General features: G+C 64.4%; 20 protein-coding genes and 1 pseudogene. 7 read left to right on the top strand and 14 right to left on the bottom strand.

The window, feature by feature from the left end; genetic code table 11:
• The first annotated feature begins 73 nt into the window (after positions 1-73).
• Positions 74-1153: an alkene reductase gene (locus tag QMA10_RS00420; RefSeq protein ID WP_290165054.1), complete on the top strand. Its 1080-nt coding sequence runs from the start codon at positions 74-76 to the stop codon at positions 1151-1153.
• Between the two features lie 81 nt (positions 1154-1234).
• Here the strand turns inward: QMA10_RS00420 and QMA10_RS00415 are convergent, their stop codons facing one another.
• From QMA10_RS00415 to QMA10_RS00400, 4 genes are all read right to left on the bottom strand, one after another.
• On the bottom strand, positions 1235-1477 hold the full coding sequence (locus QMA10_RS00415) for a hypothetical protein (protein ID WP_290165052.1): 243 nt from the start codon (positions 1475-1477) through the stop codon (positions 1235-1237).
• Entirely contained in the window at positions 1474-2718 is a 1245-nt protein-coding gene (locus QMA10_RS00410) for an inorganic phosphate transporter (protein ID WP_290165050.1), read from the bottom strand. The genes QMA10_RS00415 and QMA10_RS00410 overlap by 4 nt, the downstream gene beginning before the upstream one ends.
• Before the next feature lie 242 nt (positions 2719-2960).
• A complete protein-coding gene (locus QMA10_RS00405) occupies positions 2961-4988 on the bottom strand; it encodes an MFS transporter (RefSeq protein ID WP_290165048.1) in 2028 nt (675 codons plus the stop codon).
• 9 nt (positions 4989-4997) lie between these two features.
• Positions 4998-5408: an Hsp20/alpha crystallin family protein gene (locus tag QMA10_RS00400; RefSeq protein WP_290165046.1), complete on the bottom strand. Its 411-nt coding sequence runs from the start codon at positions 5406-5408 to the stop codon at positions 4998-5000.
• 288 nt (positions 5409-5696) lie between these two features.
• Here QMA10_RS00400 and QMA10_RS00395 point away from each other — a divergent pair, with 288 nt between their 5' ends.
• From QMA10_RS00395 to glsA, 3 genes are read left to right on the top strand one after another with little or no spacing between them, the layout of a single operon-like run.
• Entirely contained in the window at positions 5697-7079 is a 1383-nt protein-coding gene (locus QMA10_RS00395) for a glutamate decarboxylase (RefSeq protein ID WP_290165044.1), read from the top strand.
• 18 nt (positions 7080-7097) lie between these two features.
• On the top strand, positions 7098-8861 hold the full coding sequence (gadC, locus tag QMA10_RS00390) for a putative glutamine/gamma-aminobutyrate antiporter GadC (RefSeq protein WP_290165041.1): 1764 nt from the start codon (positions 7098-7100) through the stop codon (positions 8859-8861).
• Positions 8858-9808, top strand: a complete 951-nt coding sequence (glsA, locus tag QMA10_RS00385; protein WP_290165040.1) for a glutaminase A — start codon at positions 8858-8860, stop codon at positions 9806-9808. Before gadC ends, glsA begins: the two co-directional genes overlap by 4 nt.
• Positions 9809-9824: 16 nt before the next feature.
• Here glsA and QMA10_RS00380 read toward each other — a convergent pair whose 3' ends face one another.
• The 3 genes from QMA10_RS00380 to QMA10_RS00370 are packed head-to-tail and all read right to left on the bottom strand — an operon-like array spanning position 9825 to position 13378.
• Positions 9825-10589, bottom strand: coding sequence for an IclR family transcriptional regulator C-terminal domain-containing protein (locus QMA10_RS00380; RefSeq protein ID WP_290165038.1), 765 nt, complete (start codon positions 10587-10589; stop codon positions 9825-9827).
• On the bottom strand, positions 10579-12486 hold the full coding sequence (locus QMA10_RS00375; protein WP_290165036.1) for a sugar phosphate isomerase/epimerase and 4-hydroxyphenylpyruvate domain-containing protein: 1908 nt from the start codon (positions 12484-12486) through the stop codon (positions 10579-10581). Before QMA10_RS00375 ends, QMA10_RS00380 begins: the two co-directional genes overlap by 11 nt.
• Before the next feature lie 10 nt (positions 12487-12496).
• A complete protein-coding gene (locus tag QMA10_RS00370) occupies positions 12497-13378 on the bottom strand; it encodes a shikimate dehydrogenase (protein ID WP_290165034.1) in 882 nt (293 codons plus the stop codon).
• A gap of 164 nt (positions 13379-13542) precedes the next feature.
• Here QMA10_RS00370 and QMA10_RS00365 point away from each other — a divergent pair, with 164 nt between their 5' ends.
• Positions 13543-14865, top strand: a complete 1323-nt coding sequence (locus tag QMA10_RS00365; protein ID WP_290165032.1) for an MFS transporter — start codon at positions 13543-13545, stop codon at positions 14863-14865.
• Here the strand turns inward: QMA10_RS00365 and QMA10_RS00360 are convergent.
• Positions 14859-16520 carry an AarF/ABC1/UbiB kinase family protein gene (locus QMA10_RS00360; protein WP_290165031.1) on the bottom strand — a complete coding sequence of 554 codons (1662 nt, stop codon included), beginning with the start codon at positions 16518-16520 and terminating at the stop codon, positions 14859-14861. The two genes, QMA10_RS00365 and QMA10_RS00360, sit on opposite strands and share 7 nt — an antisense overlap.
• Before the next feature lie 153 nt (positions 16521-16673).
• Between QMA10_RS00360 and QMA10_RS00355 the strand changes: the two genes are divergently transcribed.
• Positions 16674-19067 (top strand): glycoside hydrolase family 3 C-terminal domain-containing protein, encoded by a 2394-nt coding sequence (locus QMA10_RS00355; protein WP_290165029.1) that lies wholly within the window; start codon positions 16674-16676, stop codon positions 19065-19067.
• Between the two features lie 31 nt (positions 19068-19098).
• Here QMA10_RS00355 and QMA10_RS00350 read toward each other — a convergent pair.
• Positions 19099-19949: pseudogene (locus tag QMA10_RS00350) on the bottom strand (SDR family NAD(P)-dependent oxidoreductase).
• A 397-nt stretch (positions 19950-20346) separates the two neighbouring features.
• The gene (locus QMA10_RS00345) at positions 20347-20778 is read right to left on the bottom strand and encodes a hotdog domain-containing protein (RefSeq protein WP_290165027.1); all 432 of its coding nucleotides are present in this window, start codon (positions 20776-20778) and stop codon (positions 20347-20349) included.
• A gap of 288 nt (positions 20779-21066) precedes the next feature.
• On the opposite strand from QMA10_RS00345, the gene QMA10_RS00340 reads away from it, so the two are divergent.
• Positions 21067-21429 carry a VOC family protein gene (locus tag QMA10_RS00340; RefSeq protein ID WP_290165025.1) on the top strand — a complete coding sequence of 121 codons (363 nt, stop codon included), beginning with the start codon at positions 21067-21069 and terminating at the stop codon, positions 21427-21429.
• Between the two features lie 46 nt (positions 21430-21475).
• Here QMA10_RS00340 and lpdA read toward each other — a convergent pair whose 3' ends face one another.
• The 4 genes from lpdA to QMA10_RS00320 form a co-directional block, all read right to left on the bottom strand.
• A complete protein-coding gene (gene lpdA, locus QMA10_RS00335; protein WP_290165023.1) occupies positions 21476-22876 on the bottom strand; it encodes a dihydrolipoyl dehydrogenase in 1401 nt (466 codons plus the stop codon).
• 88 nt (positions 22877-22964) lie between these two features.
• Positions 22965-24482 (bottom strand): carboxylesterase/lipase family protein, encoded by a 1518-nt coding sequence (locus QMA10_RS00330; RefSeq protein WP_290165021.1) that lies wholly within the window; start codon positions 24480-24482, stop codon positions 22965-22967.
• A 173-nt stretch (positions 24483-24655) separates the two neighbouring features.
• Entirely contained in the window at positions 24656-25825 is a 1170-nt protein-coding gene (locus QMA10_RS00325) for a N(5)-(carboxyethyl)ornithine synthase (protein ID WP_290165020.1), read from the bottom strand.
• A 79-nt stretch (positions 25826-25904) separates the two neighbouring features.
• Positions 25905-26129: a hypothetical protein gene (locus QMA10_RS00320; protein ID WP_290165019.1), complete on the bottom strand. Its 225-nt coding sequence runs from the start codon at positions 26127-26129 to the stop codon at positions 25905-25907.
• Between the last annotated feature and the right edge of the window lie 51 nt (positions 26130-26180).

The raw sequence follows: 26180 nt of genomic DNA, 5'->3' as shown, positions 1-26180 counted from the left end.
TGGAGAACAGCGCAATTCCCAGCGCCGGACCTGCCTGCGGGCAGCTCGGCGCGATCTACAGAAAGACTTTTTTGTGAACCTTTTTTCACCGTTGACCCTCGGCGGCATTGAACTGCCCAACCGCCTGATCATGGCTCCGCTGACACGCACCCGCAGCGGCCGCGACGGAGTACCTACGGCGCTGATGGCCGAGCATTACAGCCAGCGCGCCTCCCTGGGCCTGATCGTCAGCGAGGGAACTTACCCTTCGTTTGCCGGACAGGGGTTCACGGGTCAGCCCGGCCTGGTGACGGATGAGCAGATTGCCGGCTGGAAGAACGTGACGGATGCCGTCCATGCCGCCGGAGGGCGCATTGTTGCCCAGGTCATGCATGCCGGCCGGGTGACCCATCCGGGAACCAACGGCGGCCGCGAGGTGGTGGCTCCCAGCGCCGTCGCGATTGACGGCGTCACCCGCACCTATGACGGCAAGCAGCCGTTCCCTGTGCCCCATGCCCTCACCGAAGCCGAACTGCCGGGCATCATCGACGAATTCGTTGCCGGTTCGCGTGCGGCCATGAAGGCAGGGTTCGACGGCGTGGAACTGCATGGCGCCAACGGTTACCTGCTGCACGAATTCCTGTCCGCGGAGTCCAACCAGCGAACGGACAGCTACGGCGGAACTCCCGAGAACCGTGCCCGCTTTGTCGTGGAGGTCTACCGGGCCGTGGCAGAGGCCATCGGTGCCGACCGCGCCGGCATCCGCATCTCCCCGGAGCACAACGTTCAGGGTGCCCTGGAAACCGAGCCCGCAGACGTTCTGGCGACGTACACCGCCCTGGTGGAGGGCATTGCGCCCCTGAAGCCGGCGTTCCTGAGCATCCTGCACCAGGATCCCTCGGACATCATGGTGCAGGCACTGCGCCGCAGCTTCGGCGGCCCGGTCCTCCTGAACTCGGGCTTCGGCGTCATCACGACCCGGGAAGAGGCCCTTGGCATGATGGAGGATGACCTGTGCGACGGCGTGGTGGTGGGCCGGCCCGCCATCGCGAATCCTGACCTGGTGCGCCGCTGGCAGGAAGACCTGCCACTGAACACCCCTGACCCGGGTACCTTCTATACAGACGGCGCTGCCGGCTACACGGACTACCCCGCGTACGCCGACGCCGTCTAAGGACACCGCGAACATTAAAGAAACGCCCGGCGGCGGCGGTCACCTCGGTGGCCGCCGTCGCCGGGCGCTGGTGTTTTCCTGCTAAAAGTGAAGTGCCGGGACGATCAGGTACACCCCGAACAGCACCGCCGCAGCGCACAGTGCAAAGCACGCGTAGGCGCCGGCCCTGACCAGCGTGGGCCTGCCCTGAGCTGCGGGGCCCGGCCCGGCATCAGACGAGATGGCGTAAAGGCGTACGCCGGTTGAATACAGCCCGACAACGAGGAGCGTCGCCACCAGAGTGACCAGGGCCACCACGAGATAGGCAAACCAGTCAATGCTCATTTGGAATGTTCCTTATCCTTGGTCCGGGCGTTTTCCTTCCGGGCTTCGGCCGAAGCCGAGCTCCTGGAGCGGGACTTGCCCTTCTTGATACGCACGGCGCCGCCGGCATTGTCGATGTTGCTCACGGCATTGTCATGGCCCACCCGGTTGCGGCGGGACCAGAGGAAAATGAAGAGGATGATGGCCAGTCCAAGGACGGCGTCAACGGTGACTCCGATCATGCCCGTGGCGGCCACGGCGGCAGCGGCAGCTCCCATGACAGCTGCGGCGGGAAGAGTCAGCAGCCAGCCGCCGGCAATACGGCGCGCCGTTCCCCAGCGGACTTCGGCACCCTTGCGCCCCAGGCCGGAACCAATGACGGAACCCGAGGCCACCTGCGTGGTGGACAGAGCCATGCCCAGGTGCGTCGACGCCAGGATGGCTGCCGCCGTGCTGGTCTCCGCCGCGAAGCCCTGGGCCGGTTTGACGTCCGTCAGACCGGTGCCCATGGTGCGGATAATCCGCCATCCGCCGGCATAGGTGCCGGCGGCAATAGCGAAGGCACAGGCCGCGACAACCCAGAACACCGGGCCTGTTCCCACCGTCTGGAAACCGCCGGAGATCAGTACCAGCGTGATGACGCCCATGGTCTTCTGGGCATCATTGGTGCCGTGCGCCAGGGCCACGAGTGAGGAAGAGAAGATCTGTGCATAACGGAAACCCCCGCGCTTGCGGGGCAGCTTGTCGCCGGAATCCGGATCATGCCGGCGGGTAATGGAGTAGGCGAGTTTGGTGGCCAGATAGGCCACGGACAAGGCGATGGCCGGTGCAATGAACGCCGGCAGGATGACCTTGGACATCAGCACCGAGTAGTCCACCGCGCCGAAACCGGCACCCACTACCGCGGCACCGATCAGGCCGCCGAAGAGAGCATGGGACGAGCTGGAGGGAAGGCCCAGCAGCCAGGTGATGAGGTTCCAGATCACGGCGCCGAGCAGGCCGGCGAAGATCATGACCGGCGTGATCTGGATACCGCCGTCGCCCTCCCGGATGATGCCGCCGGAGATGGTCTTGGCTACCTCGGTGGACAGGAAAGCCCCCACGAGGTTTAGCACCGCAGCCAGGGCTACGGCGTTCTTCGGCTTTATAGCGCCTGTGGCAATGGGGGTTGCCATTGCGTTGGCTGTGTCGTGAAAGCCATTGGTGAAATCGAAGAATAATGCGAGCGCGATCACCAGCGCCACCATGAGGGTGAGGTCCACCACGTACCCTAACTGAAATGAAAAAGGAAAAAGGAGTCCGTCAAAATGTTCGAGGCTTTGTCCGGGGCGGTCTAGACAGCGGACGACGTCGCATTTTAGGCCTGTTGGCGCCGACCGGCCCCTCAGCGGGAACCAAACCCGGAATACGCCAGATAGATACTATGCTCTGAACCAATCAGGACCCAAAGCCGGAAATGTGTGTTTGGTCTCGCGGCCGCGTTCGCCCCGTGAATTCGCGGCTCCTAGATCCGCAGCCCCGTGGTGGGCGGCGCCGTTCCGAGTTCCACGTCGATGACGGTGTTGGGCGCCGGCAGGGTGACCCGGCGTGTGTGGGAAGTGGCTCCGTCCGGCTCCACGACGGTCAGGATGTACGTTCCGGGACGGGGAAGCGGCAATTCATAGTTGCCGGCCTCGTCCGACTGCACGGCAACCGTCTCCCCAACCGACGGCCGCACCAGGACCACCAGTGCCCCGGCTGCCGGGCGGTTGTCCTGGGTGATTTTTCCGGTCAGGGTGAGGCGTGACGTGAACCGGATGTCATGGCCCGGCGGCACTCCGGGCAGAGTGAGGGTCTCGGATACGGGACGCCACTGGTGCTGGGTGGCAATCAGCAGGTACCGGCCGTCCCCCGGGAGCACGAGGGCGTAGCGGCCCCGGTCATCGGCCCGGTCCCAGTCCACCTGCCGGCCCCGGCGGTCCGTGGCCAGCACCACGCCCCCGGGAACCGGCGTCCGCCCGTCGTCCGCCAGCAGCGTTCCGGTCACCATGATCTCCTGCCTGGCGTCGACCGCGCGCGGCTCGGTCTGGCCCGGTTGAGCATGCAGCGCCGGGTGGGTTGCCTCCCGTCGCACGGCCCGGGGGATAAAGCAGGAAATGCCCGTGGCCAGCAGCGCGGCACACCCGGCCATCGCAAAGATCGCCCGGAAAGCGTCCACTCCGGGAAAGACGGTGCCGTCCACCCTCATGGTGACGGAAGCGAGAATGGTGGCGACGGCAGCACTGCAGGTTGACGTACCCACCGACCTCAGCAGGGTATTCACGCCGTTGGCTGCGGCCGTGTCGGTCAGGGGAACATTGCTCATGATGAGAGTCGGCATGGCTGCCATGGCGACGGCGGTTCCGACGGAAATGATCACGGCGCCGATGATGATCCCGGTGACGGTGTGGACGAGCATCACCCGGGACATGTAGCCCGCCGCCATGACGGCACAGCCCAGAACCATGGTGGATTTGGCACCGAAGGTGTTGGTGACAAAGGCGGACAGCGGTGCCGCTGCAACCATGGCCAGCCCGGCCGGGATCATGGTCAGCCCGGCCACCAGCACGCTCAGCCCAAAACCGAAACCGCTTTCCCTGGACAGCTGCAGCTGCTGGGTCGTGACCAGCATGTTGGCATACATGGAAAATCCCACCAGGACGGTGGCCGCGTTGGTCAGCAGCACCGGACGCCGTGCCGATGTCCGCAGATCCACCAGCGGCTGTCCCTTGCGCAGCTCCAGGGGAAACCAGAGCGCCAGAAGCACGGCGGCGGCGGCAAACAAGCCAAGGATGGCGTCGCTGGTCCAGCCCCACACACCGCCCTTGCTGATTGCCAGCAGCAGGGCCGTCATTGCGCCCGAAAGCACCAGTGCACCCTCGTAGTCGAAGCGTCCGGGCGTCCGGACCCGCGATTCCGGCACAAAGATCACGACGGCGGTGAAAATCACCAGCGCGATCAGGCCCACAACCCAAAATGTCGCCTGCCATCCCAGGTTTTCGTAGATGAAGCCCGACAAAGGCAGTCCCAGCGCGCTGCCGATGCCGAAGCTCGCGCTCATGAGGGACACGGCCCCGGCAATTTTTTTCTGCGGAAGCGCGTCGCGCAGGATGCTGATCCCCACCGGGATCACGGCCCCGGAAAACCCCTGGATGGCGCGTCCCGCCAGTGCCCAGAAAAACGTTCCGCCCAGGGAGGCGGTGAATGCGCCGACAATCATCATCGCCATGGCAATCAGCAGCATCCGGCGCTTGCCGAACATATCCGCCAGCCGGGACACAATGGGCGTCGCCACGGCAGCGGTCAGGAGCGTGACGGTGACCAGCCAGGAGACGTCGTCGCCCGTGACCCCGAAGACCCGCGGGTACTCCGGCAGCAGCGGGACCACCGCCGTCTTTTCCAGGGAAACCGCGATGCCGCCGCTGGCAAGCGTGGCGATGATGATCCAGTCCGGATACTTGCGCCGGCTGCCTGGGTTGCCGGCGCCGGCCGGCTTGGGAGGCGCGCTGGCCACGGAGTGCTGCTAGCCCCGGGAGATGGGTACCTTGGTGGTGGATGGTCCGGCCTCCGGAACCGGCACCCTGACCTCGAGGACGCCGTCGTTATAGGACGCGGTGACGTTGTCCTGGCTGGAGCCGGCAGGCAGGGGGATGTCTCGGGTGAAGGACCCGTAGCGGAATTCGCTGCGGTAACCGTTTTTGTCCCTGTGCTCGGACTCCTCCCGGCGCTCGCCCTTGATGTGCAGGACACCGTCACTGACAGAGACATCAAGGTCCTTGTCCGGATCAATGTTGGGCAGCTCCGCCCTCACAACCATGCTGGAACCGTCCCGGTATTCCTCCACCGGAAACGCCGGCACCTCCCAGTCGCCCTCGAAGAACTTCCGGACCGGTTCGGGCAGTTCAAACCGGTCACGCCGCGCTAGTGAAGCCATGGGATATCTCCTTGCAGCTTTGATGATGCGAGAGAAAACTCCGTGTGTGAAACACCATTCACACGCTACGCGCGGCATGGTTTCCCGCTCAACCGTCCGGCCCCTTCCGGGCGCCCGAATCACCGGAACAAACAATGAACCCCTCCGGCGCGGCGATGTGGGCCTTGGGTCTGGTAACCCCATTTTGCCGTGCGTAGTGTTTTTAGTGCGCGCCTCTGGGGGATTCCTGACTGCCGTTCACTTCGGCCCGATGCCGGTCTCGGTATCAACGATGAAAGGTCACAACTCATGGCACAACCACGGGACAAAAACACGCTGTCAGTAAATCCGGTCTTTGCCCGCCCGGGAGAAGACACGGTTGCATTGAAAACCAAGCTGGCCGACGGACAGATGCTGCCGGAAACGGCGTACCAGATTGTTCATGACGAAACCATGCTGGACGGCAACGCCCGGCTGAACCTGGCAACGTTCGTGAGCACCTGGATGGACGATCACGCCAACAGGCTGTACGCCGAGACGTATGACAAGAACATGATCGACAAGGACGAGTATCCGCAGACCGCCCAGATTGAGCAGAACTGCTGGAAAATCCTTGCCGACCTGTGGCACTCGCCGGACCCCGAAGGAACCATCGGCACCTCCACTGTGGGTTCCTCGGAGGCCTGCATGCTGGGCGGACTCGCGCTCAAGCGGCTGTGGCAGAACGCCCGCAAAGCGGACGGGAAGCCAACGGACAAGCCCAACTTGGTCATGAGTTCGGCCGTCCAGGTGTGCTGGGAGAAGTTCTGCAACTATTTCGACGTCGAGGCCCGGCTGGTGCCCATCAGCGAGGAGCACAAGTGCCTGGACGGCTTCGAGCTGGAGAAATACGTCGATGAAAACACCATTGGCGTGGTGGCGATCATGGGCGTGACCTACACCGGCATGTACGAACCGGTAAAGCAGATCGCCGCCAAGCTTGATGACATCCAGGCGTCCACCGGACTGGACATCTACATCCATGTGGACGGAGCGTCGGGCGGGATGATCGCACCGTTCATCCAGCCGGACCTGGAGTGGGACTTCCAGATAGACCGGGTCCATTCCATCAGCACCTCGGGCCACAAGTACGGGCTCGTTTATCCGGGACTGGGCTGGGTCGTCTGGCGCGAGCGCCAGTGGCTGCCGGAAGACCTGATCTTCTACGTGAGCTATCTGGGCGGGGACATGCCGACGTTCGCCCTGAACTTCTCACGGCCGGGCGCCCAGGTTGTCCTGCAGTTCTACTTGTTCCTGAGGCTGGGACGCGAGGGTTATGCCAAGGTCCAGCAGGCCTGTCAGGATGTGGCCGTCTACCTGTCCTCGGGCATCAGTGAAATCGGCGCGTTTGAGCTATGGAACGACGGCACCGACATACCGGTGTTCGCCTGGCGGCTGAAGGAAGGGCACACGGATAAGTGGACCCTGTATGACCTGGCCGAACGGCTGCGGACCAAAGGCTGGCTGGTGCCGGCCTACCCCATGCCCAGCAACCTGGAGAACCTGACCGTGGAACGCATCGTGGTCCGCAACGGTCTCAGCATGGATCTTGCAGACAATCTCCTGGATGACATCCGGAAGGAAACCGAGTACCTCGATCGGCTTGAATCGCCGATGCCGCAGGAGTCAGCACAGCCTGGCTTCCATCACTAAGCTCGGGAGGTGAGTGGAATGAGTGATCCCACTGCATCAAGCGGTTCATCAGCGGCGGGTTCGGGTGCCTCCGGCTCCAAGACACCTGCGCCGGCTCAGACATCAAGAAAATCCAAGCAGGCCGCCACCATTACCATCGGCGCCCTGGCCGTCATGAACATTGTGGCGGTGGTCAGTCTCCGGGGCCTGCCCTCGGAAGCAGAGTACGGACTGAGCTCAATCTTCTACTACGTGCTCGCCGCCGTCGTGTTCCTGATACCGGTATCCCTGGTAGCCGCGGAGCTGGCAACAGGTTGGCCGGAAACCGGCGGTGTCTTCCGCTGGGTCGGTGAGGCCTTCGGGCCGCGCTGGGCCTTCCTGGCCATGTTCATGCTGTTCATCGAAGTCACCATCTGGTTCCCCACCGTGCTGACCTTTGGCGCGGTGTCACTGGCCTATACCGGGGAAAACCAGAACATAGACGCGCAGCTGGCTGGCAACAAGGTCTTTGTGCTGGCTGTGGTGCTGGTGGTGTACTGGCTCGCCACGTTCATTGCCTTCAGGGGAGCAGCGGCCTTCTCCAAGGTCAGTCAGTGGGGCGGAATCGTCGGCACCATCATTCCGGCGGGCATCCTCATTGTTCTTGGGTTCTCCTACTATTTCGCCGGCAACACCCCGCAGATCAAGATGGGCTGGGGCGAACTCATCCCTGATTTCTCCAACTTCTCCAACGTGGTGCTGGCGGCGAGCATCTTCCTGTTCTATGCCGGCATGGAGATGAATGCCATCCATGTCAAGGAGGTGAAAAACCCAACCCGCGATTATCCGATTGCCGTGCTCATTGCGGCGGCCGGAACGGTGATCATCTTTGTCCTGGGCACCCTCGCCATTGCGTTTGTGGTTCCGCAGGCGGATATCAACCTGACCCAAAGCCTGCTCACGTCCTACAACGACATGTTCGAGTGGGCCGGAATCGGATGGGCGGGCCCGATCGTCGCAGTCATGCTGCTGATCGGTGTACTGGCCGGCGTGGTCACATGGGTGGCCGGTCCTTCAACGGGGCTGCTCACGGTCGCCAGGGCAGGCTACCTGCCCCGCTTCTGGCAGCACACCAACAAGCACGGCATGGGTACCCATATCCTGTTCTTCCAGGCCTTCGCGGTGACCGGGCTGGGCGTCGTCTACGTTGTTCTTCCGTCGGTGCAGGCCGCATATCAGATCCTGAGCCAGCTCACGGTGATCCTTTATCTGATCATGTACCTGCTGATGTTCGCCGGCGCCATTTATCTGAGGTTCAGCCAGCCGAACCGGCCGCGCCCCTACCGGGTTCCGGGCGGAAACGTTGGCATGTGGCTTATTGGCGGGGTTGGTTTCCTGGGGTCCCTGATGGCTTTCGTCTTCAGCTTCATTCCCCCGGACCAGATTTCGGTCGGATCCCCCGCAGTGTACGTGGGCATCCTGATCGGAGGTGCGGTGGTCTTCGTGATCCTTCCACTGGTGATTTACGCTCTGCGCAAGCCGCACTGGCGGGATCCTGAGAGCAACTTCGAGCCGTTCACCTGGGAAATCGAACACACCCATCCCGGCACGGTGTCCAAGTCCTCCGTTCCGACGTCAGTGCTTGTTGAACAGGCGCTTGCCGGCACATCGGCGGCGGCGCCCGGTGCGGACGCCGCAGCCGGAACGGCAACCGGCACGGCAGCGGGTGACTCCGCAGCGCAGCCGGGCGGGACCGGAGGCGCAGGCAAACCGCCGCTCAGGCCCCGCCCCGGGCCTGCCGTGGGCGGGAGCGCAGCGCTATGATGCCGGACAAATCAGCTATTACCCGGGCCGTCCAGGCCGCTTACAAGGACCATACCGGAGACACCGGCGGTGCCAATGCCAGTTACATTCCGTATCTGGCGTCAGTGGATCCGTCCCTGTTCGGCGTGTGCGTGGTGACGGCCGACGGTGACCTGTTTGAAGCCGGGGACACCGGATTCGAGTTTGCCCTGGAGTCCATTTCCAAAGTGTTTTCCATGACCCTGGCGATGCAGGACGTGGGGTTGCGGGAATTCCATGACAAAGTGGGCGCGGATCCCACCGGGGAGCCGTTCAACTCGGTGATGGCTGTGGCGATGCACGACAACAAGCCGGTTTCGCCGCTGGTGAATGCGGGGGCCATGTCCACGGTCTCCTTGATTCCGGCGGATTCACCGGATCAGCGCTGGCAGAAAATCCTGGCCATGCAAAGCGCCTTCGCCGGCCGGGAAATCCACATCAGTGATGCCGTCAATGATTCCGAGCAGTCCACCAATTTCCACAACCGCGCCATCGCATGGCTGCTGTACTCGGGTGGAACGATGTATTCGGATCCAATGGAAGCCTGCGAGGTTTACACCCGGCAGTGTTCCACCCTGGTGACTGCCCGGGATCTGGCAACGATGGGAGCCACCGTGGCCGCCAGGGGCCGGAATCCGGTTACGGGACAGCAGGTGTTCGATGCATCCCTGGTTCCTCCGATCCTGGCGGAAATGACCATGGAGGGAATGTACACGTCCTCCGGGGACTGGGCCTACAAAGTAGGCCTGCCGGGCAAGAGCGGCGTTGGCGGCGGGATCCTGGCGATCATGCCGGGCACCCTGGCCATTGCGGCGTTCTCTCCCCCGCTGGATCCGGTGGGCAACAGCGTCCGGGGACAGAAGGCGGTGGCGCAGGTGGCTGCTGCCCTGAATCTGAACATCTACAACGCTACGGACTACGCCGGCTAAGGGGTCCGGGCAGCAGTTACCTGACGTTGAGGTCGGCGGTGATTCTTTCAGCCGCCGACCTCAGCTGTGGAATCACGGTTTCTTCCACGGACTCGTTCGGATCCCGGTGGGTCTGCAGGGACACGTTCGCGGCGGCTACCACAGTGCCGGCGCGGAATACCGGAACCGCCACCCCGCGCAGTCCGCCTTCCAACTCGTCAGTGACCCGGCTCCAGCCGCGGCGGCCGGCAAGCTCCACCTCGGACCTCAGCTCTTCCAGGCTGGAGACGGTGTGCGGCGTCAGCGGGCGGAGTTCGACGGCGCTCAGGTGGGCTTCGCGCTCGTCGGGCTCCAGGGCTGCGATGAGGACCCGGCCCATGGATGTTGCCCACGCCGGAAAGCGGGTGCCCACGTTCACGGAGACGTGAACCAGCCGGGGCGCGGTAAAGCGTGCCACATACACCACGTGCATGCCGTCGAGCACGCAGAGGGACGTGGTTTCACCCAGATCAGAGGCCAGAGCCTTGAGATGAGGTTCCGCCACCGAGGGCAGGGACAGCGTTGCCAGAAACGCTGACCCGATATCCAGTGAGCGCGGCGCCAGTTCGAACAGCGTGCCGTCGCTGCGCAGGTATCCCAGATCGCGCAGGGTCAGCAGGAAGCGCCGTGCTGCGGCCCGGCTGAGATCCGCGGCCGCCGCCACGGCGCTGACGCTCAGGCGCGGATGCTCCGGCGTAAAAGCACTCAGGACCGCCAGTGTCTTTTCCGTCGACTTGACGTAGTACCCCTCTTCAGACCCCATGCCGTCCGTCCCGTCTGCCGGCGCCCTCCCGCTGATACTGCGAGGCCAGCCGCACCGGCGCATTGGGCGCCCCGTAGCCGTCATACCGGCCACGGCGCTCCACCACCTCGAAGAACACGCTGCCCACCGTCGCCGTATAGAAATGCAGGAATTCACCGTCCCCGTCCCTGTCATACAGCAGGTTGAGGGACTGCAGGAGAGCCAGCAGATCATCCTCCAGCCGGAACCGTGCCTGCAGGTCCTCGTAATAATTCGCCGGCACCGGCAAGAAATCCAGTCCCCGCTCCCGCGCCCGGCGTGCCAGTGCCACCACGTCACGGCAGGCAAACGCCACATGCTGCGGATACTCCGCGGACCCGTGCCGTCCCGGCTGCTGCTCAAGGACCATGGGTGCAATATTCAGGGCCAGCCGGACGGCGCCGTCACTGCTGCGCATCACCTGGCTGCGGACCAGGCCCATGGGGCTGGGCACTTCCTGCGACGCGCGCGGAAGCAGGGAGAGGGTCGATTCGTAGAAAAGGACGGCCTCGTCGAAGTGCTGCCACGGCTGGGAGAGGTTGATGTGGTCAATGTGGGTGATCAGCGGCTCGTCCCCGACGCCTGGGCCGTGCCCGCCCTGGCCCCCCGCCGGGCGCGGGGGGACAGCGAATTCGTCCGCCCACGCTACGGTGCCGTCCTCAGTGGCCTCGCACAGGAAGATCTCAGTGGAGTCAGGAGCCGAGACGGCCTGCAGGACGGCTTCATCCGCCTGGCTGCGCCTGCTGACCGGCTGTGCCTTGAGCTGGACGGCCCGGGAGGCGGCAGCCTGCGGGTCCTGCACGTCCAGGCCCAGTGCCGAAATAGCCGGCATCCCCCGGGCCTGCTGCTGGTTAATGATCACACGTGCCCGGCCGGCGCTCCACAGCTGTACCGGCTTGGTCCGGTGCCTGCCTTCGCAGTGCAGACCCAGCTGGAACAGCAGCTTTTCCACGGCACCGGTATCCTCAGCCTTCACTTCCGCGAAATTGAAGCCTGTCGGCTCGGCAACTACCGGAAGGGTGGCAAGATCCATCGGGTATGCGCGGACCTCGCCATCCTCCGCCAGGGACACGGAGGTCCGCTCTTCGAGCCACATCAGCGAGCGCCTGGCGTCCACGGCTGTCCGTTCCTCGGCGGTCTGCCGGAACACGTCGTTGAAGACCTCCAGCGACACCGGCCCGTTGTAGCCGCTGCGGACCAGGTGGGCCATGAAGGTCGTCAGGTCAAAGGCGCCTTCACCCGGAAACACCCGGTAGTGCCGGCTCCAGGAAAGCACGTCCAGGGACAGTTCCGGAGCATCGGCCAGCTGGACAAAGAAGATCTTTTCCGCCGGTATCTTTTCGATCCCGGCCGGATTCGCGCCGCGTGACAATATGTGGAAGCTGTCCAGGCAGGTACCCACGTTGGGGTGGTCCGCCAGATCCACGATCCGCTGCGCGTGCTCAAAATCGTTCACGTATTTTCCCCAGGCCAGCGCCTCATACGCCAGCCGGATGCCGTACCGGGCGGCGGCCGAACCCATGCGGCGCAGCTGGGAGGCCGCGACGCCGTCGTCATCCACGGTGGCCGTGGCCACATTGGAACAAACCAGCATGGTGTCGATACCCAGCCGGTTCATCACCCTGAACTTGGCTTCGGCGCGGTAGAGGTTTTCCCGGAGCAGTTCCTCCGTGACACCCTCAAAATCGCGGAACGGCTGGAACAGGTCCAGACTCAGGCCAAGCTCAGCAGCCAGGTCCCGGATCTCTTCCGGACTGTCCGGCGACACAATCAGGTCCTGTTCAAAGATCTCAATGCCGTCAAATCCGGCGGCCGCACAGGCCCTCATCTTTTCCTCGAGCGTGCCGCTCAGGCACACCGTCGCAATGGATGTCCGCACAGTGCTCCCCCTAGAGTCCGCGTTTGATGAGGTCGAGAAAATCCTGCCGCATGAGGTTCGGGTCCGGTCGAATCCCGGTAATCAGCTCAAAGGCGTCCACCGCCTGGCCAACTGCCATCTGGCCCCCGTCCAGCACGGCGCAGCCCCGGGCCTGTGCGGCCCGGACCAGTTCCGTCTCCAGCGGGCGGTAGACGACGTCGGCAACCCAGTGCCGCGGTGACAGCAGGTCCGGGTCCAGGGGCAGGCCGGGGTGGGAGTGCATTCCCACCGGAGTTGCGTGCACAAAGCCGTCCGCCCCGGCCAGGAGGCCGGGAAGGTCACCGCTCTGCGCGGCGGCCACTGCCTGTCCGGGAAAGAGCCTGCCCAGCGCCCGTGCCCGCTCAGCAGCGCGGGAGTAGTCGGTGTCGATCAGCGTCAGATGGGTGCTGCCCGCCTTGAGCAGGGCGTACGCGACGGCGGAACCTGCGCCGCCCACACCCAGCTGCACCACACGGTCCAGGACCGCGCCCGGCAGGCCCGCTGCCAGCGCGGAGGCGAAGCCGGAGAAGTCAGTGTTGTGCCCGATGAATTGGCCGTCCCTGATCAGGACGGTGTTCACGGCCCCCAGCCGGGCGGCGTCGTCGGACACAGCGTCCAGGCAGTCCAGGACGAGCTGTTTGCACGGGTGTGTGATGTTGAAGGCGTTGAAGCCGAGGTCACGGCCGCCGTGCAGCAGGGCTTTCAGCCTGGCCTCGACGCCTTCACCGGCCCCGAGTACCGTCAGATCCACGGGCCGGTAAATATACCGCAGCCCCAGCCGGTCAGCGGCCTGCTCATGCATGGGCGGCGAGAGGGAGGGGGTAACACCCTCCCCAATGAGGCCAACCACAAAGGATTCCGATGGTGTACTCACGAAACTTTTCCTTTCGCGGGGGCGGGGCTTCCCGCTCCGAAGAGACATGACACAGCCGCGTAAAGACATTGCAGGGGTCCACAGCTGTGAGCTACATTACTGGAACTGTTCGAACTCTGCACACGTGTGCGAACAGCGCACACTTCCCGGCACAGGAGACCCCCATGACTGAGACTGTCCCAGCGGACAAAGTCCACGCCAAGACACCAAAGAAGGCGGCGGCAGCCAGCTTCATGGGCAGCGCGGTTGAGTATTACGACTTTTTTATCTTCGGATCCGCCGCGGCCCTGATCTTCCCCTACGTGTTCTTTCCGGACTCAGGCACGCAGGCATCGATCATGTCCCTGGCAACGTTCGGGTTTGCCTACGTTGCCCGTCCGGTGGGCGCCGTGGTGCTCGGCCACTTCGGCGACCGGGTGGGCCGCCAGAAAGTACTCATGTTCACCCTGGTCCTGATGGGAGCGTCAACCTTCCTGATCGGCTGCCTTCCCGGGTTCGACGTCATCGGGTGGTGGGCTCCGGCACTGCTGGTGGTGTGCCGCCTGATGCAGGGCCTGTCGGCCGCCGGCGAGCAGGCCGGAGCCAGCTCCCTGACGCTTGAACATGCCCCGGACAACCGCCGCTCCTTCTTCACCTCCTGGACCCTCACCGGAACCCAGGGCGGGCAGATCCTCGCCGCGCTGGTCTTCATCCCGGTACTGGCCCTCCCTGATGACATCAAGTACGGCATCGGGTGGCGTATTCCGTTCTGGCTCAGCGCAGTGGTGGTCCTGGTGACCTATTTCATCCGGCGCTCGCTGCATGAAACGCCCACCTTCGCCGCCGCGAAGGCCAACAACGAAATCTCCCGGCTGCCCGTGGGAGACCTGCTGGCCCACCACTGGCGGGACGTGCTGCGGGTCATCTGCTGTGCGTTCATCGCCGCGGTGTCCACCGTCTACGGCACGCTGGCGATCAAGTACGGCACGGACGTGGGCGAGGTGGATGCCAGCATCACGCTGTGGCTCGTCGTGGCCGGCAACGTGGTAGCCCTGGGAACGCAGCCGCTGTTCGGAATGCTGGCCGACCGGATCGGCCGCAAGCCCGTATTCATCTACGGCGCGCTGTCCTCGGCCGCAGTGATGCCGTTCTACCTGTTGTCCATGGAATCGGGTAACACCCTGCTCCAGTTTGTGCTTTCCGTGACGGTGTTCTCCTGCGGCTATGCAGCTGCCAACGCGGTATGGCCCTCGTTCTACGCCGAAATGTTCAGCGCCCGGGTCCGTTTCTCGGGGCTGGCCATCGGCACCCAGCTGGGATTCCTCATGGCCGGATTTGCGCCGTCCATCGTGGCAGCACTGGGCGGGTTGGAACCCGGAGGCTGGGTGGTCATCAGTCTGTTCACCGCAGCGATCAGCATTATTGCTTCAATCTCGGCCCTGACGGCACGCGAGACCTACCGCACCCCCACGGCAGACCTGGGGGCGGCCCGGCCGGCGCGTCAGTAGCTCGCCAGCCGCTGTTTACGGGCAGTCCAGGCCAGGTAGCCGCCCAGTGCCCCGGTGGAGGCCAGGCCGGCTGTCATGAGCGGAGCCTGCCAGGACTTCCAGCGCTCAGCGTCCCCCAGCGCCAGCTCCCCCACCCCGCGGATGAAGGCGGCCGCAAAAATGGCAGCAACCATCCGATTGCCCACTTTCTCCAAGCGAACCACCAGCGGGGCGAGTTCTTCGGCGCGCAAGTGGATCTCCAGGCCTTCAAAGTCCAGCGTGGTCAGGAGCCGGCGGACCTGATCCGGGAGTTCGGCGCTGAGCTCGAGCGTCTCGACGCCCGCCTGTCCCAGGCGCCGGACAAAGGTGATCGGATTCATCTGCCGCATGGTCATCCGCCGGGCGTACGGAGCGAGGGTCTCCCCCATGCTGAAGTCGGGATCGAGCACCTCTCCCATGCCTTCAGTCATGATCAGCATGCGCAGCAGCAGGGCCATCTCCCGGGGCAGCTGCAGATGATGGGTGCGGATGATCGCCATTCCTGCATTGATGATGCGTCCCACCGGCGCGTTGCCGAGCGTCTTGCCCGCGTAGAGCCGGATCAGCTGCTGCAGGTCCAGCCGGAGCTGGATCCGGTCCACGCGGCGGGACATGGGGCACATCCGGATCAGCGCCGAAGCCATCCGTTCCGCGTCCTTGCGCATTACCGCCACAAAGAGCGCCGAGAGCTGGGTGCGGAGCCGGTCATCCACCTCCCCCACCATGCCGAAATCGATGAGTCCGATCCGGCCGCCCTTTTCCACGAAGATGTTTCCCGGATGCGGATCAGCGTGGAAGAACCCGTCCTCGAACACCATCTTCATTTCGGCGTTGGCCGCATCGGCGGCGAGCACCCTGCGGTCTATCCCGGCGGCGTCGATGGCGGCGGTGTCAGTTACTTTCAGCCCGTACAGCCGCTGCAGGGTCAGGACTTTGGAGGTGCTGACATCGGAATACACCACGGGAATCTGCACCACGGGACTGTCCTGGAAGTTGAGGGCAAACCGGTTGGTGTTGCGGGCTTCCTGCTGGTAATCCAGCTCCTCCCGCAGGGTCTCGGCGAACTCGTCCATCAAACCCTTGAGGTCATAGTCGCGTGCCGCTTCCCAGTGCCTGCCGGCATATCCGGCCAGCCCCTGAAGAATATCCAGGTCCTCATTCACCTCCTCCTCCACCCCCGGACGCCGGATCTTCACCACTACGTCGGCACCGTTGCGCAGTTGGGCGGCATAGACCTGTCCAATGGAGGCACTGGCCAGCGGCGTGGTGTCGAAGGCGGAGAATTTTTTCATCACGTCCGAGCCCAGTTCCGCCTGCAGCACCGGCTGGATTTCTTCCCAGGGCACGGGGCCAGCTTCATCCTGCAGCTTAGCCAGTTCCTCCTGGTATCTGGGCGGCAGCAGGTCCTGCCGGGTGGACAGCAGCTGCCCTATCTTCACAAACGTGGGACCCAGCTCCTCCAGCGCCCGGCGCAGGTACTCAGGGGCATTGGCGGAGCCCTGCGGCCGGTCTGTTGCCTGCGGCCTGCGCCGGAAAGGCAGCCGGTTTTCCAGTCCCGAGGCGGCAACCAGGTAGCCAAAGCCGTTGCGGTACAGGATTTCGGCGATCTGCCGGTAGCGGTCGAGGTGGGTCTTCATGCGTGGGCTCCCGTCCCGGAGGCAGGTCATGGCAGACTGCAACCGTAGTTGAAACCCTACGGCCGGCCGGGGAGCTTCTAACAGGGTGCACCTGCCCTTTTCCAGCCCCAGGCACGCGCTTTAGACTCTGAACCCGCGGATGAGGGAGCCATCATGGATATTCCAGCCGTACTCCGGGACCTGAGCCTGGAGGACAAGACTGCACTTCTGTCCGGAGCTGGTTTCTGGGAAACGGTTGCCCTGCCCGGACGGGGAATCCGCCCCCTGGTGCTTTCGGACGGTCCGCACGGCGTGCGGAGGCCGTCAGGCGAAGCCGTGCTGGGCCTGGGTGAGTCCCTTCCGGCCACCTGCTTTCCCGCCGAATGCGCCACCGCCTGCTCCTGGGACCGGAGCCTGCTCGCCGAACTTGGCGCCGCCGTCGCCCGCGAGGCCCGGCTCCAGGGCGTGGACGTCCTGCTCGGACCCGGGCTCAACATCAAGCGGACTCCCCTGTGCGGCCGCAATTTTGAATATTTTTCCGAGGATCCGCTCCTTGCCGGGGAGCTGGGTGCCGCATGGACGGCGGCGGTCCAGGCGGCCGGTGTAGGGACCAGCCCCAAGCATTTCGCCGCCAACAACCAGGAGGCGGACCGGATGCGGGTGGACGCCGTAGTGGACCAGCGCACCCTGCATGAGATTTACCTTCGCGCGTTCGAGATTGTGGTGCGGACGGCAAAACCGTGGACCATCATGGCGGCCTACAACAAGATCAACGGACTGCATGCCGCTGAAAACCCGTGGTTGCTCGGGGAGGTGCTCCGCGGAACCTGGGGTTATGAGGGAGCCGTCATGTCGGACTGGGGTGCTGTGACCAACCGTGCGGCCGCGCTCGCTGCCGGACTCGATCTGGAAATGCCCTCCAGCGGCGGCCTGGGCGCCCGGGAAATTACCGCCGGACTGGACGCAGGGATGGTCACTGAGGAACAGATCGACACTGCGGCTGCCCGGATCCTGCGCCTCGTGGACCGCATGCCGCCCCGGACCGGCGCAGGAACAGGAACGGCCGGCGCAGCAGGGACGGCCGGCAGCGACGCGGCAGTGTATGCGGCCAGCCACGATCTGGCACGGCGGGCAGCAGCAGCATCGATGGTGCTGCTGAAGAATGACGGCGGCCTCCTTCCACTGCAGGCCGGAGGCTCCGTGGCCGTGATCGGCGAGCTGGCCCGCACCCCCCGGTACCAGGGAAGCGGATCCTCCAGGGTGAACCCGGTTCGCCTTGTCAGTCCCCTCGATGCCCTGCAGCATGACCTGCCCGAACTCCTGTTTGAACCCGGATACGCGCTCCCGGCCGGTCCGGATCCGGAATCCGCAACCGCTCTGGTGAGCCAGCCCGGGGCCGGGCCGGCGGACCTGATGGAAACAGCCGCGGCGGCGGCAGCAGCTGCCGGTACCGCCGTCGTTTTCCTGGGCCTGCCCGACGCGGCGGAGTCCGAAGGTTATGACCGCACCACCCTGGACCTGCCCGACGAGCAGCTGGAGCTGCTCACCGCCGTCCTGGAAGCTAATCCGCGGACCGTGGTGGTGCTCTCCAACGGCGGGGTGGTGACCACGGCCTGGGCACAGAATGTTCCCGCGCTCCTGGAAGCCTGGCTGCCGGGTGAAGCCGGCGGGTCGGCCCTGGCCGATGTCCTGCTTGGTCGCACTGACCCCGGCGGACGGTTGGCTGAAACGATTCCCGTCCGGTTGTCGGACACCGCCGCTTACAGCAACTACCCCGGCGAAAACGGCACCGTGCGGTACGGCGAAGGGGTGCTGGTGGGCTACCGCTGGTATGACACCCGGCAGCTGGAGGTCGCCTTCCCCTTTGGGCACGGACTCTCCTTCACCAGCTTCGGGTACACGGATTTGGCGATCCGCAGCACCGGAGCCGGCGGGGACCAGCAGGTGCACGTGGAACTGACCGTCACCAATACGGGCAGCCGCGGCGGCAGCGACGTGGTGCAGCTGTACGTCGGTGCTCCGGATGACGACGCCGCCCAGCAGCGTCCGCTGCGTCCGCTGCGGGAGCTGCGCGGGTTCGAAAAAGTGCACCTGGCTCCGGGGGAATCCCGCCGTCTGAGTTTTTCCCTCGATCCCCGCGCTTTGTCGCGGTTTGATCCGCTGAGCATGTCATGGGTGGCCGACGCCGGGGAGTACCGCATTGAGGTGGGAGCGTCTTCCCGCGACCTCCGGCTGGCCGGGGTTGCCGCACTCGACGGGACCGTTCCCGAGCCGCCCCTAAGCACGGCCTCCTCCATTCAGGAGTGGCTCGCCGACCCTGCCGCTGCCGCGGAACTGGTGTCCGCGCTGACAGCCGCGGCCAGGACGGGGATGGAAGCTGCAGGCCGGGACAGTGCAGGCCAGGACAGCGGCGGCAGCATGGATTACGCCGGCGGCCTGGCGGCTTCGCTGGCGCTGGTGGGCAACATGCCGCTGAACCGGATGGCACGGTTTCCGGGCAGTCCCATAACGGCGGATCTGCTGAAGCAGCTGGAAGGGTGGCTGCAGGGCACCGGCGGTGATCAGTAATGTGAAGTGATGCTCCCGCGCGAACCAGCTTCTAGGCGATGCCCCAGCCTTCATCTGCCGGGAGGATCGCGCCCGTGACATTGGCGGCGTCGTCGCTCAGCAGATAAGTCATCGGCGAAGCGATCTGCGCCGACTCGATGTCCGGTGATGTCAGAGACAGTGACGGAACCGGGCCGGCATCGCCCAGGGACCCGTAGTTCGATTCAAGTGCTGCAGTGGTGGGCCGGGGGATGACTGCGTTGGCCCTGATGCCGCGCGGACTGTAGCTAAAGGCCGCGCTGCGGGTCAGTCCAATCACCGCATGTTTGTAGGCAGTATAGGCAGCACCCGCAATCGATCCGCGGAGCCCGGCCTGGGAGGACACGTTGACGACGGACCCGGACCCCCGGGAAAGCATCACCGGAAGCAGCGCCGCGATAAACGGAACGGTCCATCCACGTTGATCCGGAAAACGCTCTCCCACAGGTCGTCTTCCACTTCGTGCAGGGCAACCATGTTGTCGGCAATTCCCGCCGCGATGGCGAGTCCGTCCAGCCGGTTTCCCACCTCCACCGCAATCTTGTCCACACCGGCCTGGGTAGAGATGTCCGCTACGACGCCGGCAATGTCCAGGTCCAGGTTGCGCTCCAGCAGCGCTTCCATGCGCAGGGTACTGAGATCAACGGCCAGCACATGACCGCCTTCCCGGGCTACCCGCAGCGTGGTAGCCCGGCCAATTCCCGACCCGGCGCCGGTCACCACCACTGTTTTGCCCGCAAACCGGCCTTCGACCAGGGGTTCCTGCCAGTCATTGGGCGCCGGAGGCGGGGCAGACGGAAAGAGGTGGGCCGTTGCCGGATGAACCGACGGCTGATCGATGAGCCGGTTGGCGGCTTCCACCATGCGGTCCAGAACTTCCTCTGTGATGACGCCGTTACTGAGCGACACCAGGGTGGAAAGCGGCAGCATGCGAATCGCATACAGTGCCCGCGCGTCAGGACTGCGGCGGTCCAGCAGGTCGATCAGGACGGAGCGCCCCGTGGGGTGGTCAAGCCAGTCGCCAATCAGGGATTCAGTGCTGAGGTGTGGTGCGGGATCCGGTATCAAAGCTCCGTTCCGAGCGGCGTCAGCCATGGCCCGGAAGGGGGGGGCGGCCCCGCCCACCGCCGCAGCCGCACCTTGCATCCATGGGCTACGATGTTTTGTCGAATATCCCACGGGGGCTGTCCTGCGGCTCCTGCCCGGACCGCAAAGGCAGCCCGATACGGCAAAAACGCACCGCAGCCGCGGCCGGCGGCTGTTAGGCGTCGAGGCTTACGGGAAGGTGCTCAGCAGGCAGCCGGTCCCGGTCATAGGTGATCTCGGTAAATCCGTGCGGGGCGGGATTGCCGTCTGCGCCAAGGTTCACAAAGACAATGCGGTCGATCGTCAGGATGCTGCGGCGGGTCACCATGTTGCGCACCTCGGCCCGCATGGTCAGTGACGTGCGGCCGAATTTGGTGGCGCGCAAACCCATTTCGATCAGGTCGCCCTGCTGGGCGGAGCTGACGAAGTTGATCTCCGACATGAATTTGGTGACCACGCGGCCGTTGCCCATCTGCAGGATGGCGTAGATGGTTGCTTCTTCGTCGATCCATCGCAGAAGGCTGCCGCCAAACAGTGTGCCGTTGGCGTTCAGGTCTTCAGGACGGACCCATTTCCGGGTATTGAAATTGATATTCTGGAGATCCATATTTCAAGGTTAGTCACGTATTGCGGGCGGGGACGGCCTGCTGTGACGGCCCCGATGGACGGCTGTCGCATCCGTCACGCCGGTAAATGCCTGGTGCCGCGGCACTGCGGCGTTTCCTCATCGCCCGGTGACTAAAAACACGGGCCCGGAACTCTTCTCCGCCGGCCATGGTTTGCCTCCGGAGGATGCGTTTTCCACTGTTGACCGGGCCCGGACCCGGTGTTAGTTTCAGGCTTCACAACCGCCCTGGCCTACCTGGGCGCAGGCCCGCAGGAAGAAAGCCCCCCCATGACCCTTTCCGTTGCACAGATTGCCCTGGACGCCGTGGATCCCCGCCGCCTGGCCGAATTCTGGACCCAGGCACTGAACTACCGGATTGACGGGGAAGAAGAAGAGGAGGGGGTCATCAGTCTGGTCCCCGAGAACGGCGACGGCCCGCCGATCGATATCCTGGCCGTGCCGGAGCACAAGTCAGTAAAGAACCGCCTTCATCTGGACCTGCGGGCCCCGGGCTCCACCGCCTCCGAAGAAGTCCGGCGGCTGCTGGATTTAGGCGCAGTCCGCGCGGACGTCGGCCAGGGCCCGGACGTCACCTGGACGGTGCTGGCCGATCCCGAGGGCAATGAATTCTGCATCCTCGGGACCGGCTGACCGGTCTCCCCGCGATCACCACTCTCCCTGCGCAGTTCCCGCCGGATCAGAAGTTGATCATGTGCCCGGTCAGGCCGTGGAACGCCTCCTGCAGCGCCTCACTCAGTGTCGGGTGCGTATGCACATTCCGCGCCAGCTCATAGGCGGTCAGGTCCCATTTCTGCGCAAGCGTCAGCTCAGGCAGAAGCTCGGACACATCCGGCCCGATCAGGTGTCCGCCCAGCAACTCGAGGTGCTCCTTGTCCGCCACCAGCTTCACGAAGCCAACCGGCTCCCCCAGCCCGTGGGCCTTGCCGTTGGCCGTGAACGGGAAGGTGCTCACCACCACGTCATGGCCCTCGTCGCGGGCCTGCTGCTCGGTGAGTCCAAAGCTGGCCACCTGCGGCTGGCAGAACGTGGCCCGGGGCATCATGCGGTAATCCCCCAGCGGCATGGTTTCGGCCTTGCCGATGGTTTCCGCCGCCACAACACCCATGGCCTCGGCCACGTGGGCGAGCTGCAGCTTCGCCGTCACGTCGCCGATGGCGTAGATGTGAGGAACGTTGGTCCGCATGTAGTCATCAATGGCGATGGCCCCGCGGTCAGTGAGCTGCACACCGGTCTTTTCCAGGCCGTAGCCCTCGGTCCGCGGCGCAAAACCGATGGAGAGCATGACCCGGTCCGCTTCGATGGATCCGTCCTTGCCGTTCTTGTCCTTATACGTCACGGTCACCGAGGAACCGTTGTCGGTCACAGTTTCCACCTTGGTGGAGGTCAGGATCGGTATCCCCAGCTTCTTGTACTGCTTGGTGATCTCCTTGGACACGTCGGCATCCTCGTTGGGCAGCGCCCGGTCCAGGAACTCGATGATGGTCACATCGACTCCGTAACTGCGCAGCACATAGCCAAACTCCATACCGATGGCGCCGGCGCCGACGATGACCATCTTTTTCGGCAGGTCCCGGTCCATGATCTGAGCTTCGTAGGTCACCACGTTCTCCGAGAGCTCGACGCCGGGCAGCAGCCGAACGTAGGTTCCGGTGGCGATGATCGCGTTGTCGAAGGTGATGGTCTCGGAGCCGCCCTTCGACAGGGAGACCTCCACGGTGTGGTCATCGGTGAACACGCCGTGCCCGTCGTATTCGGTGATCTTGTTCTTCTTCATCAGGAAGTGGACGCCCTTGACCCGCCCGTCCGCCACCTGCCGGCTGCGGTCAAAGGCAGCACCGAAATCGAAGCTCACGTCGCCGCTCATGCCGAACGTCTTCGCCTGGTTCGTGAAAATCTGGGCCAGTTCGGCATTGCGGAGGAGCGCTTTGGAGGGGATGCACCCCACATTGAGGCAGACTCCGCCCCAGTACTTTTCTTCCACCACTGCCACGCTCAGGCCCAGTTGCGCGGCTCGGATCGCCGCCACATAGCCGCCCGGACCGGCTCCCAGGATAACGACGTCGTAATGTTCACTCATGCTGCCAACTCTCCTTATGCACACTGCTGTGGATCGAGGACGGGACTAAAGCTGGGTTAACCCTCCCACAGGGAGTCTGCGGACTCCATCACAAATAGCCGCGGTAGCCGGCCCAGGCACGGCGGCGCTCGGGAAAGGGATCGGATTCAATCCGGTCTTCACGGTCGAAAATCCGGGTCCGCCGCTCCACCGGCTCGTAAGGCGGCCAGTCCGGCCCCGGATCACCCGTTTTTGCCAGGCTCAGCAGGGTTCCCTGGAACCGCGCCGAGAGTTCCCGCAAAGCAGCGGCACCGCCGAGCAGGGACAACGCACGGGTGATGGGCTCGCGGGTTTCGCCGAACATCACGGGCACATCCATGGCGTGGGTCGCGCCGAAACCCAGCAGGTTCATCATCGGCGTCGCAAAGTCGTACCGGTAAGACCAGGTGGGGGCCACCAGGGAGTGCGATTCGGCAACCACGGTGGAGGGATACCAAAAGACCAGATCTCCGCTGATCTCCACCGACCGTTCCTTGGACGGATATCCCGGATAGGCGGCCAGCACCCGGGACTGAGCGGACGGATCGGTGCCGGCGAACATTTTCTCGATCCGGTCCGGGGTGGAGGGGAGAATGTCCACGATTTTGGCGAACAACGCCCCTTCCCTGGCCATGGTTCCCAGCACCAGCGGCACGGGAGCCGATTTGCCCTTCATGAAGATGTCCAGTGGATGCTCGGGCAGGAAATCGCCGTCGACCACGGGTGAGACACTGAGCGATCCAGGTTTGTCTGCCGGACCGATTTTGGATGTCAGGTGGTTGGTGGCCCGCACCAGGGCTGAAGCCGGAAGGGTTGACAGGGCCTCGGCGGCATCCGAGAGAGGTACGTTGAGGATCTGCAGCAGGTCCCGCGCCCAGGAGGCGTGCAGTTCCGGTGAGTATGCGCTGGAGGGTGCTGCGCTCTGCGCGTAGGCCCGGTGAAACAGACCCCTTGCCGCAGGGATGCACATCAGCGATGTCACGGATATCCCGCCGGCAGACTCACCGAAGATGGTCACGTTTTCCGGATCACCGCCGAAATTAGCGATGTTGTCCCGAACCCACTCCAGCGCCGCCACTTGATCCCGCAGTCCCAGGTTGGAATCGAACACCCTCCGGGGACCGGAGAACGAGCTGAAATCCATGAAGCCCAGGGCACCGATGCGGTAGTTCAGGGAGACATAAAGGGCTTCCCCGGTTTGGACCAGGTGGGCACCGCGGTACGTCTTGACCATCGAGGAGCCGGAGCTGAAGGCTCCACCGTAAAAATAGACGAGGACGGGAAGCCTGTCCCGTGCCTGCTCCAGCGGAGCCGAGACGTTGAGTGTCAGGCAGTCCTCGTCCATCGGAGCCCGCCGCCGGGAACCGGTCAGTGAGGGGTTCCGCGACTGGGGCGGCGCCGAACCGAAAGCACTGCCGTCCAAGACACCGTTCCAGCGGTCCGGCCGCTGCGGGGACCGCAGCCTCAGCTCCCCCACCGGCGGTGCTGCGTAGGGGATCCCCCGCCACGTGCGTACGCCGTTTGCCACAATTCCACGGACCATGCCGTTATCCGTGGGGATCAGCAGGAGTTCCATGTGAGTGCTCATGAACCGCTCGATTCCTGGAGGGAGTCAGGTGCGACCTTTTACGTTAGACCTGTTCCCCGCTCGGCTCCTAGAGCCCGGCACCGCTCCGGGGCCGGGAGTCACCAACTGCCCAACACTTAAAAAACGGCAGGTCCCGCAGCTGCGAACCGCGGGACCTGCCGGAAGATGGTGCGCTAGGCTGCAGCCACTGCGTGAGGGTAATCCGCGGAACGGCCCTGGAAAGCCAGGACCGCCGGATTCAGGATCCGCCCCTCCCGGATTTCAATCGCACGCCGCACACTGGAGTCCTTCTCCCAGGCGTCAGGGCCGGACATCACCGTACGGATGAACGGCAGCACGGCTTCACTGATTTCCCACGTGGCCGAGTCCCACAGGTGAGACGGACTGTGGTCCACGGAGTAATAGCGGATTCCGTTCCCCACCTCAAACACGGGCTCAGCGAAAGTGGTGGGTTTGGCCCAGGAGAAGCCCATGCCTTCGTCACAGGAAACGTCGACGATCAGGCTGCCCGGAGCAAAGGCGGCCAAATCGTCTTCCTGCAGATAGGTCAGCGGGGCGTTGGGATCCTGCAGCGTGCAGTTGACCACCAGGTCGAAACCCGCGAGGTACGGCGCCAGCGCTTCGCGGCCGTTGTCGGTGATCACGTGGCTGAGATGGGACAGGACGGCGTCCCGCTCAAAGTGCAGGATCCGGGCGGAATGAATGGGCGAACCCACGGCGGCAGTGTCCCGGTTGGTGAGCACCTGCACATCATGGACTCCCAGGGCGTTCAGGGCGGTGACGGCTCCGCGGGCAGTGGCTCCGAACCCGATGACGACGGCGCTGAGCCTCCGGCCGTAGTCTCCGGTGGCACCGGCAAGTCCTAGGGCGTGAAGGACCGAGCTGTAACCCGCCAGTTCATTGTTCTTATGGAATACATGAAGCCCGAATCCGCCGTCCGCGTTCCAGTGGTTCATTGCCTCAAAGGCAATGAGTGTCAGCGACTTGTCCACGGCCAGCTGGGTGATGACCCTGTCCTGAACACAGTGGGGCCAGCCCCACAGCGCCTGACCATTAGAGAGTTCACGCAGGTCCTGCGCCTGCGGCTTGGGCAGCAGAACCACATCGGAGGCGGCGATGACCTCGGCGCGCGGGGCCACCCGGCCCACCAAGGGAGCCAGCTGATCATCACCGAGGCCAAAGCGCTCGCCATAGCCCTGTTCAAGGATGATCCGCGACCGCAGATCCGCATCGATCCGTTCCAGGTGGCGCGGATGCAGCGGAAGTCGCCGTTCATCAGTCTTGCGCGAGGTGGCAATGACCCCCAGAGTCCTCAACGAGCTGTCCGTAGCTGTGCTGCTCATGCGTACTCCCCAAGTTTCACCCGGCAAGATGCCGGGGCTACTCAGACTACGCCCTGCACCGCGCTGGCCTGCGGTACGTCTAGGCGGCGGCGAAAGCCAGTTCGCGGGAACGGGAGGCGCCCGGCCGCGCCGCGGCGGCAGCCGTCCGCTGTAACCGGCGGTGAACCCGGAACTCCTTGAAACACAGGAGGGCAACTGCGGCTATGTTGAGGGCTGCCTTGGTGCCGGTGGACCAGTCAGTGGTGACACACAGGACCCAGACGCTCAGCAGGACAGGGATGTCCATGATACGCAGGGCCTTCACTGTTCCGGTCCTTCAAGCAGCTGCTGTGACGCCATGATAACTACTCCCCCC

This window comes from Arthrobacter sp. APC 3897, assembly GCF_030407495.1.
In the GTDB taxonomy this organism is placed as follows: domain Bacteria; phylum Actinomycetota; class Actinomycetes; order Actinomycetales; family Micrococcaceae; genus Arthrobacter_B.
The sequence above is the reverse complement of the archived record's forward strand: the minus strand, read 5'-3'. Positions and strand labels throughout refer to the sequence as shown.

Coding starts and splice junctions, on each gene's coding strand:
- QMA10_RS00345 (WP_290165027.1), bottom strand. CDS start 20,778: ATGGATCTCCAGAATATCAATTTCAATACCCGGAAATGGGTCCGTCCT.
- QMA10_RS00340 (WP_290165025.1), top strand. CDS start 21,067: ATGACCCTTTCCGTTGCACAGATTGCCCTGGACGCCGTGGATCCCCGC.
- glsA (WP_290165040.1), top strand. CDS start 8,858: ATGATGCCGGACAAATCAGCTATTACCCGGGCCGTCCAGGCCGCTTAC.
- QMA10_RS00380 (WP_290165038.1), bottom strand. CDS start 10,589: ATGGGGTCTGAAGAGGGGTACTACGTCAAGTCGACGGAAAAGACACTG.
- QMA10_RS00330 (WP_290165021.1), bottom strand. CDS start 24,482: ATGAGCACTCACATGGAACTCCTGCTGATCCCCACGGATAACGGCATG.
- QMA10_RS00365 (WP_290165032.1), top strand. CDS start 13,543: ATGACTGAGACTGTCCCAGCGGACAAAGTCCACGCCAAGACACCAAAG.
- QMA10_RS00325 (WP_290165020.1), bottom strand. CDS start 25,825: ATGAGCAGCACAGCTACGGACAGCTCGTTGAGGACTCTGGGGGTCATT.
- QMA10_RS00355 (WP_290165029.1), top strand. CDS start 16,674: ATGGATATTCCAGCCGTACTCCGGGACCTGAGCCTGGAGGACAAGACT.
- QMA10_RS00395 (WP_290165044.1), top strand. CDS start 5,697: ATGGCACAACCACGGGACAAAAACACGCTGTCAGTAAATCCGGTCTTT.
- gadC (WP_290165041.1), top strand. CDS start 7,098: ATGAGTGATCCCACTGCATCAAGCGGTTCATCAGCGGCGGGTTCGGGT.
- QMA10_RS00400 (WP_290165046.1), bottom strand. CDS start 5,408: ATGGCTTCACTAGCGCGGCGTGACCGGTTTGAACTGCCCGAACCGGTC.
- QMA10_RS00360 (WP_290165031.1), bottom strand. CDS start 16,520: ATGAAGACCCACCTCGACCGCTACCGGCAGATCGCCGAAATCCTGTAC.
- QMA10_RS00415 (WP_290165052.1), bottom strand. CDS start 1,477: ATGAGCATTGACTGGTTTGCCTATCTCGTGGTGGCCCTGGTCACTCTG.
- lpdA (WP_290165023.1), bottom strand. CDS start 22,876: ATGAGTGAACATTACGACGTCGTTATCCTGGGAGCCGGTCCGGGCGGC.